Consider the following 16879-nt stretch of genomic DNA (forward strand, 5'->3'; position numbering starts at 1 on the left):
AACAGAGGAATACTATACACGATTTTCTAGATTTCCGCCAGAGCAACACACTTCGGCGCGTCGCATATTAAAACTAATCCCCAGCTAGACAATAGCAAATGCAACAATAGACGTATGAGTTTTTCTGAGCAAAATCAGCGCATATTTGGCGTAACTGAAAACAGTAGCAATCTGACAGCACTTCTTCTAGGTTCAGGCGAACTTGGCAAGGAAATTGCGATTGAGCTTATGCGATTAGGCGTGCGCGTTTGCGCGGCAGACAGTTATAAGAACGCTCCTGCTATGCAAATAGCTCACGAATACAGAGTGCTAGATATGTCAAATCCGCAAGAATTGCAAGAACTTATTTCAAACGTAAAACCTGACATTATTATTCCGGAAGTTGAAGCAATCGCAACTAAAGTTTTAAAGAATGCAGCGAATAATAAAATCCAGGTTGTTCCTAGTGCAGATATTGCAGCAATTGCAATGGATCGCGAGCACTTGCGTAGGATTGCTCACGAAGATTTAGGTTTGCCTACCACCCCATACCGTTTTGCGTCATCGTACGAGGAATTAGACGACGGCGCAAAAATCGTTGGCTACCCTTGCGTTGTTAAGCCTGTTATGAGTTCTTCCGGACACGGCCAGTCTATAGTTAAAAGCCCGGAAGCGCTTAAAGCTGCGTGGGACGAGGCTCAGCATGGAAGACGTGCGGCAGCCGGCCACAAAAACGAGTGTTCTCGCGTTATTGTTGAGGCTTTAGCTCCGCTTGACTACGAGCTTACAGTTCTTACAATAAGCTCTTGCGCAGGAATTACTACTTGCGAACCAATTGCTCAGCGTCAGCAAGATGGCGATTATAGAGAATCTTGGCAGCCTGCGAATATTCCGGAAAACATACGAAATAATGCGAAAAATATTGCACAACGCGCCGTAGAAGGTTTAACAAATATTGCTCACGATTCTAACGAAACCGGTTGGGGCGTTTATGGAGTCGAGTTATTTGTATTAAAAGATGGCTCACTGTTATTTAATGAGCTTTCACCTCGTCCACACGATACTGGCATGGTAACTATGATTTCGCAGCATTACAGCGAGTTTGCTCTTCATGTGCTCGCTATTTTAGGCGTGCCTGTTACAGCAAACTACACTTCTCTTTCGTTAAAAGATAACGAGGTTGCTGCAAGTCATGCGATTGTTGTTGAGGGCGAAGGAGAAGTTGGATTTACTAATATTCCCAAGGCTTTAAGCTCGGACGAAAATTATAGAAGCGGCTTGCGTATTTTTGCTAAGCCTGCAGTTCACGGCCACAGACGTATGGCCGTGGCTCTTGCTACAGGATCTGGTCAAGAGGAAGCAAGAAAAAATGCGACACGCATTATAAAAGCATTGCATACGGATAGTTCAAATGCTGAAATACTTTGAAAATAAAGGTATTAAACAATAATTTATATTGCACTTCAGCAATATTTGCCGGAAATTTTGTAGGTAACAATTGTTACGCTAATCGTGCTGGCCAAGGTCAGGTAAACCTACAAATACTGTTGGTTTGCGCCTACAACTATGAATGCACGTAAGAGAGGGCATATCATGGAAAAACTTAACAAGTTGTATGAAGGCAAAGCCAAAAAACTGTACGCTACCGATGACACCAATGTGCTCTGGGTTGAATATATGAACCAGGCAACCGCTGGTAACGGTCTGAAGAAAGCTCAGATCGCCGGTAAAGGCAGTTTAAACAACCGGATTACTTCTTTACTATTCCATTTACTTGAGGCGCGCGGCGTAAAAAGCCACTTCCTCGGACGTATTTCCGATACTGAACAACTCGTAAAGCGTATGCGCATGTTCCCTCTGGAAATTATTATGCGCAATACTGCCGCTGGTTCTTTCGCAAAACGTTACAACGTTAAAGAAGGAACCCCATTAAAGAAGCCATTGTTGGAGTTCTGCGTAAAGTCCGACGAACTTGGCGATCCATTTATTAACCCCGAAGGTGTTGTGGCTTTAGGTTTAGCCACAGACGAAGAGATGGCGGAAATTACTCGCCAAGCTCACGCTGTAAACAATGCTTTGCTTGATATTTTCTCCAAGATTGATGTTCAGCTTGTTGACTTCAAGATTGAAGAAGGTGTGGACGCGCAAGGTAATATTCTTCTTGCGGACGAAATTACGCCTGATACTTGCAGACTTTGGGATAAGCGCAATGCTGGTACGGATGGAGTAAGTCATTTGGATAAAGACTTATTCCGACGCGATTTGGGAGACATAATCCCAGCTTATGAAGAGATTCACAGCAGGCTGGAAAACTTAGCAAAAAGCGAAGGTTTAGACTTTTGCGTGCGCAAACCAGATGATTGTGTGAACCGATAAGATTTTGTTGTGGCTCGTGCCTTTAGGGGTGCGGGCCACACACATTCTTACATAATTTAACCAATAATTTAACCAATAATTTAAGCCACAACTTAACACATAACTTAACCCACAATTTATAACTTAAAAGCCCATAACAAACACTGCTCATACCGCACTTTCAACAAGGTAGGTTTCTCGTGGTATTTCGCGTATATGTGGAAAAACGCAATGGTTTTGACGTTCAAGCTCAGCAACTTTTACATGAGCTTAAGGAAATTCTTGGCATAAGCGCGATTACTTCCGCACGAATTATCAACAGATACGATTTAGAAGGTATTGACGAAGATTTGTTCAATACTGCTGTTCGAACTGTATTAAGCGAGCCACCGGTTGATAAAACCTACGACTATTTGCCTATTGAAACAAGCGAGCACGTGTTTGCTGTTGAATTTTTGCCTGGTCAGTTCGACCAGCGCGCACAATCCGCAAGCGAGTGCATTCAGCTTATTAGTCAAGGCGAGCGCCCAACTGTGCGCACTGCTAAAGTAATTGCGTTAAAAGGCAATCTTGACGAAGAAGCCATGGATGCTATTAAGCATTACGTTATTAACCCTGTTGAGGCGCGTGAAGCATCACTTGACGAAGTAAAAAGTTTGCAGCGAGAAACAGTAGTTCCTGCAGACGTTGAAGTAATTGATACTTTTAACAGTTTAGATGAAGCTGGATTGCAAAAGTTTATTGACGATCGCGGTTTGGCCATGGATTTGGCTGACGCAAAGTTCTGCCAGCAATACTTTAGGGAAGAAAATCGCAATCCTACTATTACCGAGATGCGCGTTATTGATACGTACTGGTCCGACCACTGCCGTCATACTACTTTTGGCACTGAGCTTACAAATATTACGATTGACGATAGCACAGTTCAAGAAGCGTTTAATCGTTATCTTGATTTGCGAAAAGAGTTAAATCGCGAAAATAAGCCTGTTTGCTTAATGGATATGGCAACTATTGGCGCTAAATATTTGAAGCATACTGGCGAGCTTAAAAATTTGGATGAGTCGGAAGAAATTAACGCTTGCACTGTAAAAGTTAAGGTTGATGTAAACGGCCACGATGAGGATTGGCTGTTCCTGTTTAAGAACGAAACGCATAATCATCCTACTGAAATTGAGCCTTTTGGTGGCGCTGCAACTTGCATTGGTGGCTGCATTCGAGACCCTCTTTCTGGACGTTCCTACGTTTACCAAGCTATGCGCGTAACCGGCGCTGCAGATCCGCGTACTCCTATTAGTGAAACTTTAAACGGTAAGCTTCCACAGCGAAAGATTGTAACTTCTGCTGCAGCAGGCTACTCTTCTTATGGAAATCAGATTGGTTTAGCTACCGGCGAAGTGCACGAGTTATACCACCCGGGCTATGTTGCAAAACGTATGGAAGTTGGTGCGGTTGTTGCCGCTACCCCAGCCGACCATGTGCGCAGGGAAACTCCTGCTCCAGGAGACGTGATTATTCTTCTTGGCGGACGAACTGGACGCGACGGAATTGGCGGAGCTACCGGCGCTTCTAAAGCGCAGGATGTTGAAAGTATTGAAGAATGTGGAGCAGAAGTTCAAAAAGGTAACGCTCCTATTGAACGCAAATTGCAGCGACTTTTCCGCCGCAAGGATGCTTGCCAGCTTATTAAGCGTTGTAATGATTTTGGTGCGGGCGGCGTTTCTGTTGCAACTGGCGAAATTGCGGACGGTTTAACTATTAATCTCGACAAGGTTTCTAAAAAGTATGAGGGTCTTGACGGCACTGAGCTTGCTATTTCTGAATCCCAGGAGCGCATGGCTGTTGATGTTGCTGCCAATGATGCTGAAGCATTTTTGAAGTATGCTCGTGAAGAAAATTTGGAAGCAGAAATCATTGCGACTGTTACCAAAGAAGCCCGTATGCGCATGACTTGGCGCGGAAAAACCATTGTGGACTTAAGCCGCGCATTCTTGGCTTCTAACGGTGCTCCAAAACAGCAGGTTCTTCATATTGAAAGTGGAAAATCTTATACGAACCCATGGCAGGATCAGTCTAATTTGACTCTCACTGAACGTATGCGCTTACTTGTTTCAAACATTAATATTGCTTCAAACAAGGGTTTGGCAGAACGCTTCGATTCTACAATTGGTGCAGCAACTGTGCTTATGCCTTTTGGCGGTCGTCGTCAGCTTACTCCAGCTCAAGCTATGGTTGCTAAATTCCCAGTATTTGGCGAAACAAACACTGCTTCCGCAATGGCTTGGGGCTTTAATCCGTATTTGATGGAAAATAATCAGTTTACTGGAGCTTATGTTGCGGTTGTTGAATCATTGGCAAAGCTAGCAGCAAGCGGTTTCACGCGCGAACGTGCTTACTTGAGTTTGCAAGAGTATTTTGGCAAGCCTCACGATGTTCCAGAACGTTGGGGAAAGCCAGCTGCAGCAGTTCTTGGCGCTTTAAGCGCTCAGCTTGATTTTGGTGTTGGCGCTATTGGCGGCAAAGATTCTATGAGCGGCAGTTTTGAGAATTTGGATGTTCCACCAACTTTAATTTCCTTTGCTGTTTCTACTGGAGACGCGCGTTTAACTGTTTCGCCAGAATTTAAGGGCGTAAATCATAAGGTTTTGCGAATTGCTCCACAATATAAATCCGACGGAATTACTCCAGAAAAGGAAAGTTTCCTTAAAACTCTTGAATTAATCGAAAATATTACGAAGAACAAGCAAGCTCTTGCTGTTGCAACTCCTGGCTACGGTGCGAGCGCGGAAATCTTATTCAAGATGACGCTTGGAAATCATATTGGTCTTAAATTATTCAATAATTTAAGCAACGATGATTTATTTAAGCCAGCATACGGAAGCTTCTACGTTGAGCTTAAAGAAAACGCTGAGGTTCCATCTTCAGATAACACAAACTTGGTTGACGTTGAGATTATTGGCGAAACGACTGAGAATTACGCAATTATTTCCGCAAATGGCGAAGAAGTTGATTTAAGCGATTTGCAAAAGATTTGGGAAAGCGAACTTTCCTCAATCTTCCCATATAAAAAGCCTGGTGAGATTGTAGAAACTATTAGTAACGAAAATAATGCTTCTACTACAAACCACGCGCACACAGGAAAGCTAAAGCCGCTTTCTCACCCGCGCGTTATTATTCCAGTCTTCCCTGGAAATAATTGCGAGTACGATACTCAAGCTGCTTTCGAGCGTGCAGGTGCCGACGCTCATACGCTTATTATTAACAACTTGAGCGCTAAAGATATTGCAGAGTCTGCAAAGAAACTTGTTGAGGAGATTAATAAGAGCCAGATTGTTATGATTCCTGGCGGCTTCTCCGGCGGCGACGAGCCGGACGGTTCAGCAAAGTTTATTGCATCCTTCTTTAGAAATCCGGAAGTGACTGACGCTGTGCGCGATTTGCTTAAGAATCGAGACGGACTTATGCTGGGCATTTGCAACGGCTTCCAAGCACTTATTAAGCTTGGTTTAGCGCCTTTTGGCGATATTGTTCCTATCGATTCTAACTGCCCAACGCTTACTTATAACACGATTGGCAGGCATCAAAGCAGAATTGTGCGTACTAGAGTCGCTTCAAACATGTCTCCATGGCTTAAAAATACTGAAGTTGGCGATATTCACACTGTTGCTATTTCTCACGGCGAAGGTCGTTTTATTGCAACGCCAGAAGTTATGGAAAAGCTTATTAACAACGGCCAAGTAGCTACGCAATACGTTGATAGTAATGGCGTTCCAAGCATGAGTTTGAATGTGAATCCAAACGGATCGATTATGTCCGTTGAAGGAATTACCAGCCCAGATGGTCGAGTTTTTGGAAAGATGGGTCATTGCGAACGAGCAGGCGAAGGCTTGTACGTGAACATTCCTGATTTCCACGAACAGCCACTGTTTGATGCTGGCGTTCAGTACTTCACGGCGTGAGTACGAGCAGCATGAAACGTAACATTAGCTTATTAGAAGCATGTGCAACAATGAGTATAGTTTCGCGAATTAAAGTAAGCGATTACAAGGGGGTTAAAGATGTCTGCAGAGCTTGAGGACATTCACGAAGAGTGCGGAGTGTTTGGTGTTTGGGGTCACAAAGATGCTTCCAGGCTCACTTATTTTGGCTTGCACGCGCTTCAGCATCGCGGCCAAGAGGGAGCTGGAATAGTATCTAACGATAACGGCACTCTTCACGGACATCGCGGACTAGGCCTACTTACGCAAGTTTTTAGCAACGAGCAGGTTATGGAACGTTTAACAGGAAATCATGCTATTGGCCATGTGCGTTACGCTACTGCAGGATCTGGAAGTGTTGATAACATTCAACCTTTCTTATTCCGCTTCCACGATGGAGATGCAGCTTTAGCTCATAACGGAAATTTGACGAATTGCACAAGCTTACGCAATTCTTTAGAAGACAATGGCGCTATTATCCACTCAAATTCCGACACTGAAATACTAATGCACTTAATTAGACGCTCTAATAAACCAACTTTTATGGAACGTCTTAAAGAAGCGTTACTAACTGTTCACGGCGGATTTGCTTACCTGCTTCTTACAGAAGATTCTTTAATTGGCGCTACGGATCCAAACGGATTCCGCCCGCTTGCTCTTGGTCGCATGCAAAACGGCGCCTACGTTCTTTCTTCTGAAACTTGCGCTTTTGATATTGTTCGCGCAGAATTTATTCGAGATATTGAGCCTGGAGAAATAATCGTTATTAACGACGAAGGCTACACGATTGAGCGCTACACGGATCATGTGCAACAAGCAGTGTGCTCAATGGAGTTTATTTACTTTGCTCGCCCAGATTCTAATATTTACGGAATTAACGTGCATGCTGCAAGAAAGCGCATGGGATCTCGTTTAGCTCAAGAATCCCCTGTTGAAGCAGACATGGTTATTGGAGTTCCTAACTCTTCTCTTTCTGCAGCCGCAGGATACGCAGAAGCAAGTGGCCTTCCTAACGAAATGGGATTAATAAAAAACCAGTATGTGGCTCGCACTTTTATTCAGCCAACTCAAGAATTGCGTGAGCAGGGTGTGCGCATGAAACTTTCTGCTGTGCGCAGTGTTGTTGAAGGAAAACGCGTTATTGTTATTGACGATTCAATCGTGCGCGGCACAACTTCTAAGCGCATTGTGCAATTGCTTCGAGAAGCTGGCGCTAAAGAAGTGCATATGCGTATTTCTTCCCCACCTCTTAAATATCCTTGCTTCTACGGTATTGATATTCAAACTACGAAGGAACTTATTGCAGCAAAACATTCAGTTGAAGAAATTCGCGAGTATATTGATGCTGATTCTCTTGCGTTCCTGTCTTTGGACGGTTTAGTTGACTCAATTGGGTTAAATAAGCCTGCTCCTTATGGCGGATTGTGTGTTGCATACTTTAATGGCGACTACCCTACTGCACTGGATGATTACGGCGAAGAATTCTTGGCTTCACTTACTCCTGAAGAACGCGAGCATTTGCAGGAAGTAAGGAAGCACAGTAAATATTCACACGAAAACCTTATATAACTTAATATTTTACTGATTTACGGCAATTTATTAACAAAATTTAAGAAAATACTTATAACAACTTAGGAAAGGAATCAACATGCCACACGCATATGATGAAGCTGGCGTAAGCGTAGAAGCAGGATACGAAGTAGTACGTCGTATTAAATCGCATGTAAATCGCACGAAACGTCCAGGCGTTGTGGGTGGCATCGGCGGATTCGGTGGATTATTCGACTTGGCGTCCCTTGGCTACAAAGAGCCAGTGCTTATTTCTGGAACGGATGGCGTTGGAACCAAGCTTATGGTTGCCAAAATGATGAATAAGCACGATACAATCGGCATTGATTGCGTTGCTATGTGCGTAAACGATATTGCAGCGCAAGGAGCCGAACCACTGTTCTTCCTTGACTACATTGCTTGCGGAAAGAATAATCCTGCACTACTTGAGCAGGTTGTTGCAGGAGTTGCAGACGGTTGCGTTCAATCAGAAGCAGGCTTAATTGGCGGAGAAACTGCTGAAATGCCTGGAATGTATGCACAGGACGAGTACGATCTTGCAGGTTTTGCAGTTGGCGTTGCAGAACGCTCAAATATTGTTGACGGCTCCACTATTACTTCTGGCGACGTTCTCATTGGTTTGCCTTCTTCTGGAGTTCACTCGAACGGTTTCTCGCTTGTGCGTAAAGCTTTGTTTGAAGAAGCAGGCTACGACGTAAACACCAAACTTGAAGAGCTAGATGGAAAAACTATTGGCGAAGTTTTGCTCGAACCTACGCGAATTTATGTAAAAGCTTTGAAACCGCTTTTTGCAAAGCATCTTATTAAGGGAGTGGCTCACATTACAGGCGGCGGATTTATTGAGAATATTCCACGCATGTACTCGGATGATTTGGCCGCAAAAATCGATACGTCAAGCTGGAATGTTCCGCCTATTTTTGACGTTATTGAAAAAGCTGGAAACGTTAATCATGCAGAAATGTTCAACGTTTTTAACATGGGAATCGGCATGGTTTTGGCGGTTGATGAAAACAAGGCCGAAGAAGCACTGAGCACACTAAGCGAAAATAATGAAACAGCTTATGTTATTGGCAAAATGATTGAACGCGAAAACGCTGCAGTTGAGTTGCAATAAAACTATAAAGGACAAAAAATGAAAGTTTTAGTTGTTGGTTCCGGCGCTAGAGAACACGCTATTGCACACGCACTTCTTAAAGGCAAAAGCGTTGAAGAAGTAACTGTTGCGCCTGGAAACCCGGGTATTGCAGCAGATGGAATTAAAACCGTAAACATAAGCCAATCGGATCACGAAGCTCTTATTAACTTCGTTAAAGAGCACAACTACGACTTTGCGTTTATTGGCCCAGAAGTGCCGCTTATGAACGGAATCGTGGACGATTTTGAAGCCAATAACATTCCAGCTTTTGGGCCAAACAAGGCTGCGGCTCAAATTGAAGGCTCTAAGGACTTTGCAAAAAAGCTTATGCATCGCCACAACGTTCCAACAGCAGCCTACCAAACTTTTGACGATTTGGAACCAGCACGCGCATACGTGCTTGAGCATGGTACTCCAATTGTTATTAAAGCAGACGGTTTAGCCGCAGGAAAAGGCGTAACTGTTGCTATGGATGAGCAGACTGCTCTCGATGCTTTGGAAGATATTTTCGTTGATCACCGTTTTGGATCTGCCGGAGCAAAAGTTGTTATTGAAGAATTTTTGCAAGGTCAAGAGTTTTCGCTTATGAGTTTTGTAAGCGGCACTGATTTTTGGGTTATGCCAATTTCACAAGATCATAAGCGCGCTTACGACGGAGATAAAGGACCAAACACAGGCGGAATGGGAGCATACAGCCCAGTTCCGCAAATCAGTAACGAAACAGTTGAGCGCGCTATTAACGAAATTGTGCGACCAACTGTTGAAGGCTTAGCTAAAGAAGGAACGCCTTTTACAGGCATACTTTATGCAGGTTTGATTGATACAGCAACAGGTCCTAAAGTTATTGAGTTTAACGCTCGCTTTGGAGACCCAGAAACTGAGGTTGTGCTTCCTCGCCTTACTTCAGATTTTGGGGATGCAATATGGAATATTTTGCAGCATAAAACACCAACTTTTACGTGGCAAAATACCGGTGTTACGCTCGGCGTAATAATTGCAAGCGAAGGCTACCCTGGAACTTTAGTTACTGGAACTCCACTTCCCCAAATTCCTGTTGACGAAAATCAAGGTCAACACGTGTATTATGCAGGAGTAAAAAGCCAGGAAGAAACCGGAAATCTTGTAACCTCTTCCGGACGCGTAGCTCTTGTACAAGTGCACGGAGAAGACGTAGAAGATGCGCAAAAGAACGTCTACGCAATATTGGACAATCTTAATCTTCCACACATGTTCTTTAGGCACGACATAGCTTCAAAAGCGCTTCTTTAAGGCATCTTAAAGAAGTTAGTGTTGCGAGTGTAGTTCTTTCCGGCTGTAACATCGTACTGTATAAGCTTATAGTCGTCCAAAAGCTGCTTAGTTTGCTCATCCATTGCTGAGTAAACCATTGGCTTACCGTCGTGATCAAGGTAAATTGGTTGACCCTCAGGGATTCTATCCCAGCCTTGAATGGTGTTAACAACAGGCGGCTCCATTGCACTAATATGCTTATGAAGCTTTGTGAGGAAAGCAACATACGGCGAAACCTTGGCGTCCATATGACGCGCAACCTGGGAAATAAAGAAGTTTGGAGAAGAATAAGATTCTGTTTTTGCGTGAATCTTCTTAGAAGATTTAAGATTTTCTTTAGCAGCCTTATTTGACCAAATAAAGTAATCTGTTAAATGCAAAATAAGAGAATTATTTTTATCCGCACTAGCTGTAGAGTATGCTCCAGGAAGATGATCACCATAGAACAACACGGTTACAGGCTTATTGAGTTTGTTCAGATTATTAAGGAACTTAGAAGTTGCTTTATCCGTATAATTTGCGCCTTTAGCGTATGTTTGAATAATAGAAGCCTCTTCCTCACCCAAAGGCTTGCTTGAATCAGTAGAAGACACCTTAAAATCATTATTCTTATACCAATCGTTATAAGGCATATGATTCTGCATTGTAACAAGCTGAATAAAATCAGGAGAAGACTTGCGCGAAATAGATTTTAAAACGCTGGAATATGCGGAATCATCCGACACGTACGGCGCTAAATCAATACGCTTCTGATACTTAATAACATCCGGCTTGCGCAAAGAATAGAACTTAGTAAAACCGAACTTCTTATAATTCTTAGCGCGCAAATACATGGAAGGCTCAAACGGGTGGAAAGCCAAAGAGCTTTTACCATCGTTCCAATAACGGTTTATTGTTGGAGTCCACGACTTTTTAGGAACTAGCTGCTGATACGGGCTTGTAAGCGAAGGATCAAAATTAACCATGCTTAAACCGGTCATAGTCATGTATTCAAGATTTGCCGTTCCTCCACCGTAGCCGGAAGAAAGCATAAGACCGCTATCCGTATTCTTTTTCACACTGTCAATAAAAGGAATAATCGCCTTATTAAAAGAAATTCCAGGAACGCGTGAAGGATCTGCAAAAGATTCAGAAAGAATAACAATGAGAGTACTGTTATTTATTTTATTCTTACGAGAAGCGTTAAGTTTTTTAGCTACTTTCTCGTAGCGAGCTACCACTTGTTTCATGGTTTCTTCGCTATAGTTTGCAGGCTTCGACATAATTTTTGGATTAACCTGCCTAGTAAAAGCAACTATTGGTCCGTTAAGTTGCGCATCGTAAGCAGAATCCCACATTGCAGGATGGTCGCCCATAAATTGGTTAAAAGAATTAGCAACAGAACCAACAGTGCCAACAGAAGCAACATACCAGGAGAAAGATGCGAAAATCAGCACAAAAATTCCAGCTCTAAAGCCGTAGCGCAAACGCTTGTCTTCAAACCAAACTACTTTTCCACGATTCTTATCTAATAAATGAATCGTCATAAAAACTACAACGAAAATAATCACGCAAATTATTGCGTATAAAGTAACGCGACCAGCATTAGGCGGCAAAAATGTTGAAATATTACCAGTATCGCTTTGCAAAAAATTCAGGTCAGCAGGAAGAATTGCCTCATTTCGCACAAAAATCTTCATGTACTCAATAATCGAAATAATTATGCAAAGAGACATCAAAACCATTGAAGTAAGCCAAAAGCGGTTAGTAAGAATAATAATTAATCCATAAATAACCGCAAAAATAAGCAAATTAAGCACAAATATGAAGTTTAAATTTTCCCAAATGTTGCTGAACATTCGCGTAATATTTTCAATCAGACCATTCAAAACCTGGCTGCGAGAGCCTGTTTGCACGCCCATCTGAAAAATAACCATCATTCCAACGCTATTTAGAACGAAAAATACTATATAAAGCCAGCGCGGAATAGCTATTTGATGCTTATTTAATATCTTTAGCAAAGATGAAAAGAAATTTTTGGAATTACTCTGCTCTTTAGAGTCTTCCCCCTTATAGTCACCCTCTTCCTTCTCGCTTTTTGAAGACTCCAGCGCAATTTCATCCATAATAATTCCAATCGTTGCTAGCTAAACGAATCCTTATACATGCACAATAATTGATTATTGTAGTTATTGCTATCGTCATACTTGCATATTTATTAGTACAAGTAGCTCGACATGCTGATATTTTTCATACTTCCGGTGGATTACAATATATGTTTCGGCAACTACGATTAGAACAGTAAAAACTATAAAAACTAAAGCAAATATTAAGAAAAAATTAAGATACATAAACTATATTTCAGTTGGGTGAAATATTGCGAGTATCGTTCACTTTAAAAGTTGTTTGCACGTAGTTAAGCAAGAAAGTGTAGGATTCAAGCATGCTGCAATTGGCAAAAATAAGTCTTTTGCAAGGCTGGTTACCAACAAGCTTATTTAGTTTAACCGGCTTAACTTTATTCGTGCTGATTTTCACTAAATCAAAACGTTCAAAACACTTATTTAGCATAATAAACCTGCTTATACAGCTAGGTGTTGCAAGCATATTTTTCATAGTTGGCGGATTGATTGCTTGGCTAATTTCAGACGTATTCCTTGTGTTCGGAGTAAGCCTCGGTTGGCTTGTTATTATTTGCGTTGCAATAGGATTTGCTCTTGTTGGCTTTGCCGGCACAGCATTCGTGTTCACTAAAGGTTGGAAACGACTAATTGCTGTTATTGCTATTGTTTTAACTCTTATTAGCACAGCTTTAAGAGTTGATATGGTTTACGGCGAATACACAACACTTGGATCAATTTTTGGAATGGGTAATTTCCCAAAGCTTGAAGTTAATAAAGAAAAATCCGCTACTGCAAGCATTGAAGAATGGTACAGTTTAGCAAAACAAAATAAGCTTCCAAAAATGCCTAAAAAAGGTATTCTTCGCTCAGCACACATTCCTAACACATACTCAAAGTTCAAAGCTCGCACAGCAAACGTTTATTTGCCTCCTGCAGCGCTTGTAAAGCATCCACCAAAGCTTCCAGTTATGGTTATGCTAGCAGGACAGCCCGGTAGCCCAAATCACTTCTTTGCAGCCAGCGACATTGCTGAAACTTTAGACGATTACGCAAAATCTCATAAAGGCTTAGCCCCTATTGTTGTAGCCCCAGATCAAAACGGCGAAGCGACACATAACTCACTTTGTGCAGATACTGGAGTTTACGGCAAAGCAGAAACGTATTTAATTCGCGACGTGCCTAACTGGATTCGCAAAAATCTTCCAGTAAGCAAAGACCCAAGCATGTGGCTTATGGGAGGCTTTTCTCAAGGCGGAACTTGCGCTACTCAATTAGTTCCAGCGCATCCGAATATTTTTAGAAGCATGTATTCTGCCGGCGGCGAACTAGAACCAACGTATCAAAACCGTCAAGAAACAATTAAACGCTACTTTAACGGAAATACTTCAGCATACGAGCGTCACGTTCCTAGTAAAATAATGCGAAAAAACGCTCCGCTAAAACAAAACTATTATGCTATTGCAGGCTATTGGGATCCTAAATCTCAAGCAAATCAGGCAACTATTGCTTTAAGCGCACACAGCGCAGGTATTAACGTTTTAACAATGCTCGCTAAAAATTCTGGACACGATTGGCATACCGTAAAAGCAGGATTGAAAGTAGTTCTTGATCTTTTCTGCAAGCAAACAGGCATTTCAAAAACTGTTCCAAATCTAAATACGTATCCGAATGTAAAAATTCTTGTTCATAAAAAAGTGAATCGAGACTAATATGGCACTGTCTTTTTTCAATAAGCATAAGCTCAGAAGCCAGGAAGATGGTCAACAAAAAAGCTTAGACCGTAGCAGCAATCAAACATCTAGCCATATTAGAGTTTTTCTGCACGACTTTATTTCCTGGCTTCGCCAGCGCGTTTTTGCTCTTACAATCACATGCATTTTTATTGTTATAAATTTCGCACATTGGTTTACAAGAACATTAATGCACATATACACTTACGGCACAAACGCAACTCTTGCACAACTTTTTATGCGACACCATCCCTCAAAAGGATCTAGCTTCCTCTTCGGCCACGCAAACATGTCGGAGCTGCTGCTAAAAATCTGCCACTCGCTTGTTTTCGTAAACAGCATGCCTTCACTTTTAGTCAACTGTTTCCTCGTTATTATTCTCATAGGTGTTGCGGAAACTCGCATAAGCAGACTTCATATTGTTTCTATTGCTGTATCTAGTACGCTAATTGGAATAGTTGTTGGTCTGACAATCATTGGCAATCTTTCTATACTTATTAGCAACATGCATTGGATTACTAGAATCCCTATAAGATTGTCACCATTTACGCTGTTTATTGGCGCGTTTATGGCATCTTCTGCCAACGAATCGATTTTGTGGCATAGGCGAATGCTTGTAATCGGCTACGCTGTTACTTCTGCAATGATGCTTTATAGTGGAAATCCTGGAGACTATTGCACTATTATTGCTGCTCTTACAGGCCATATTATTGGCAATATTGTGTGCAAGCCAAAAGGAATAAAGCATAGCGCAAACTGGTGGAAAGGCACAGATTACGAGATTCGAAAGCTTTTTGCATACGCTCAAGGAATTATTGCTCTCGGACCATTATTAGCATTATCTTCGCGCTCACACGCCGGCATTCTTACCACTCTTGGACTTTTTATGGCTCCACAAATGGGTTCAAAACCGTGGGTTACTCGTTGCATTAGTAATTACAGTGCAAATAGTTGCTTACTTCATTCTGGATTGCATCACGCGGCTATTGGCGGAGTGTGGATTCGTATTCTTCTTCCGATTGTAACTATGCTGATTATTGCATGGGGAATGTTACGCGGGCGTAAGCTTGCAGCGTGGACTTCCATTATTATTAACGCAATTACTGTGCTTTATGCTGGAATGTACTTTACAATTTTGCCGCTTATTGCAACAAATCAGCATATTTCATTACACCAGCATAATGCAGTAGCTGTTGCGTTTATGCTTACTGCTCTTCCACCTCTGCTTATGACTATTCTTCTTGCTATTAATCTTAAGCATTTTTCGATTACTACAAGCCGTTTTCAAGTTCGCGTAGGATTAGTCGCAATTATTGTAACGCTGTGGATTACAGCTGTAGGCTACGTAACTTTTGGCCTTATGATAGCAGACAACTTTAAGCCTATTGCAAACATTCATCATCTTTTGCGAGATTTACCTGGACGATGGATGCCTATGGGCTTTGGAAATCGTTCTAACGCAATGCTTCGCACGGAAACACCGCTATCTTCAGCATTAGCGCAATCTGTTGGCGTAATATTTTGGGCTGTTCTTTTTATAGTTTGCTTTACATGGTTTAGGAGCAAAATTTCAACCAACGAAAAAGATAGAGAAAAAGCAAGCTCACTTGTGGAACTTGGCGGAAACACTATGAGCTTTATGACAACTTGGCCAAATAACCATTATTGGTTCTCCCCAAGCGGAAAATCCGCAATAGCCTACCGCTTAAACTACGATATTGCACTTACTCTTACAGGACCTTTTGGAGATTCTAAAGAATACAAGCAAGATCTTCGTGGATTTATTAACTTATGCGAAAAAAACTCGTGGTCTCCAGCATTTTACGCAGTTCATGAGAATGTGCGTCAAGAGTTAGAAAAGCTTGGTTTTACGTCTATTAAAGTTGGAACAGATATGCTTGTAGACCCAAGTAAGTGGCAGACTCGCGGCAAAAAATGGCAAGATATTCGTACCGCTATTAATAAAGCAAAACGAGATGGAATAAGCGATATTTTAACAACCTATAAACAAGCTTCTTTTGACGTTCAGCAGCAGATTGTTGAAATTTCGGAAGAGTGGGCTGAGCTTAAATCCCTTCCGGAAATGAAATTTACTTTGGGTGGCTTGGATGAGCTTCAAGACGAGCGCGTAAAAATACTGTACGCAATCGACGAAAATGAGCGCGTACTGGGCGTAACAAGCTGGATGCCTACTTATAGAAATCATAAAATTATTGGATGGACGCTTGATTTTATGCGGCATCGCACAGATAGCCCAAACGGAATTATGGAATTGCTGATTGCAAGAATGGCAGAACGCTTGCGCGATGAGGGATTAGAAAATCCTGAATCTGCTGTTGAATTTATGAGCTTATCTGCAGCACCTTTGGCAGGAATCGGCGAAAACGCAGACAGTAAAAACACAGACAGTAAAAATGCAGAAAGCGAAAACAACGACGCTGAAAACGCAACAATAGCAGATTCTCAACAATCTTCAAATGTTATTAACCATGCTCTGGCAATGATGTCCGATATTTTGGAACCTGCTTACGGATTCAAATCGCTTTACTTCTTCAAAAAGAAGTTCCAGCCGGAAGCTAGCTCAGTTTACGTATGCTATTTGGATTCTGCAAAACTTGCACAAATATCTTTGGCTGTAACACACGCTTACTTACCTGAAGCTAGTGCAAAACAAATCTTGGAAATGGCTAAATCATTACGGCCAAAAACAAGTGAACTTAACAAATAATTTGTTAAGTTTTGCAT

At 42.0% G+C, this 16879-nt stretch carries 9 protein-coding genes; 8 read left to right on the forward strand and 1 reads right to left on the reverse strand.

What is annotated here, in order from left to right; all coding sequences use genetic code 11:
• The first annotated feature begins 114 nt into the window (after positions 1–114).
• The 6 genes from purT to purD all read left to right on the forward strand — a co-directional run bounded on the left by purT (position 115) and on the right by purD (position 10281).
• Entirely contained in the window at positions 115–1407 is a 1293-nt protein-coding gene (gene purT, locus HXT33_RS04395; RefSeq protein WP_421786698.1) for a formate-dependent phosphoribosylglycinamide formyltransferase, read from the forward strand.
• 165 nt (positions 1408–1572) lie between these two features.
• Complete coding sequence (gene purC / locus HXT33_RS04400; RefSeq protein WP_116794145.1) at positions 1573–2355, forward strand: phosphoribosylaminoimidazolesuccinocarboxamide synthase; 783 nt, start codon at positions 1573–1575, stop codon at positions 2353–2355.
• A gap of 179 nt (positions 2356–2534) precedes the next feature.
• Positions 2535–6290, forward strand: coding sequence for a phosphoribosylformylglycinamidine synthase (locus HXT33_RS04405; protein WP_421786701.1), 3756 nt, complete (start codon positions 2535–2537; stop codon positions 6288–6290).
• 99 nt (positions 6291–6389) lie between these two features.
• On the forward strand, positions 6390–7877 hold the full coding sequence (gene purF / locus HXT33_RS04410; protein WP_421786703.1) for an amidophosphoribosyltransferase: 1488 nt from the start codon (positions 6390–6392) through the stop codon (positions 7875–7877).
• Positions 7878–7956: 79 nt separating this feature from the next.
• Complete coding sequence (gene purM / locus HXT33_RS04415) at positions 7957–8991, forward strand: phosphoribosylformylglycinamidine cyclo-ligase (RefSeq protein ID WP_421786705.1); 1035 nt, start codon at positions 7957–7959, stop codon at positions 8989–8991.
• Between the two features lie 18 nt (positions 8992–9009).
• Complete coding sequence (gene purD, locus HXT33_RS04420; protein WP_421786707.1) at positions 9010–10281, forward strand: phosphoribosylamine--glycine ligase; 1272 nt, start codon at positions 9010–9012, stop codon at positions 10279–10281.
• Here the strand turns inward: purD and HXT33_RS04425 are convergent.
• On the reverse strand, positions 10278–12407 hold the full coding sequence (locus HXT33_RS04425; RefSeq protein WP_421786709.1) for an LTA synthase family protein: 2130 nt from the start codon (positions 12405–12407) through the stop codon (positions 10278–10280). The two genes, purD and HXT33_RS04425, sit on opposite strands and share 4 nt — an antisense overlap.
• A gap of 317 nt (positions 12408–12724) precedes the next feature.
• Between HXT33_RS04425 and HXT33_RS04430 the strand changes: the two genes are divergently transcribed.
• Positions 12725–14113 carry an alpha/beta hydrolase-fold protein gene (locus HXT33_RS04430; protein ID WP_032841783.1) on the forward strand — a complete coding sequence of 463 codons (1389 nt, stop codon included), beginning with the start codon at positions 12725–12727 and terminating at the stop codon, positions 14111–14113.
• Position 14114: 1 nt separating this feature from the next.
• Complete coding sequence (locus tag HXT33_RS04435) at positions 14115–16862, forward strand: bifunctional lysylphosphatidylglycerol flippase/synthetase MprF (protein WP_421786711.1); 2748 nt, start codon at positions 14115–14117, stop codon at positions 16860–16862.
• Positions 16863–16879: the final 17 nt, after the last annotated feature.

The organism is Gardnerella sp. DNF00753, from assembly GCF_049244275.1.
GTDB classification, from domain to species: domain Bacteria; phylum Actinomycetota; class Actinomycetes; order Actinomycetales; family Bifidobacteriaceae; genus Bifidobacterium; species Bifidobacterium greenwoodii.

Coding starts and splice junctions, on each gene's coding strand:
- HXT33_RS04430 (WP_032841783.1), top strand. CDS start 12,725: ATGCTGCAATTGGCAAAAATAAGTCTTTTGCAAGGCTGGTTACCAACA.
- purD (WP_421786707.1), top strand. CDS start 9,010: ATGAAAGTTTTAGTTGTTGGTTCCGGCGCTAGAGAACACGCTATTGCA.
- HXT33_RS04435 (WP_421786711.1), top strand. CDS start 14,115: ATGGCACTGTCTTTTTTCAATAAGCATAAGCTCAGAAGCCAGGAAGAT.
- purF (WP_421786703.1), top strand. CDS start 6,390: ATGTCTGCAGAGCTTGAGGACATTCACGAAGAGTGCGGAGTGTTTGGT.
- purM (WP_421786705.1), top strand. CDS start 7,957: ATGCCACACGCATATGATGAAGCTGGCGTAAGCGTAGAAGCAGGATAC.
- purT (WP_421786698.1), top strand. CDS start 115: ATGAGTTTTTCTGAGCAAAATCAGCGCATATTTGGCGTAACTGAAAAC.
- HXT33_RS04425 (WP_421786709.1), bottom strand. CDS start 12,407: ATGGATGAAATTGCGCTGGAGTCTTCAAAAAGCGAGAAGGAAGAGGGT.
- purC (WP_116794145.1), top strand. CDS start 1,573: ATGGAAAAACTTAACAAGTTGTATGAAGGCAAAGCCAAAAAACTGTAC.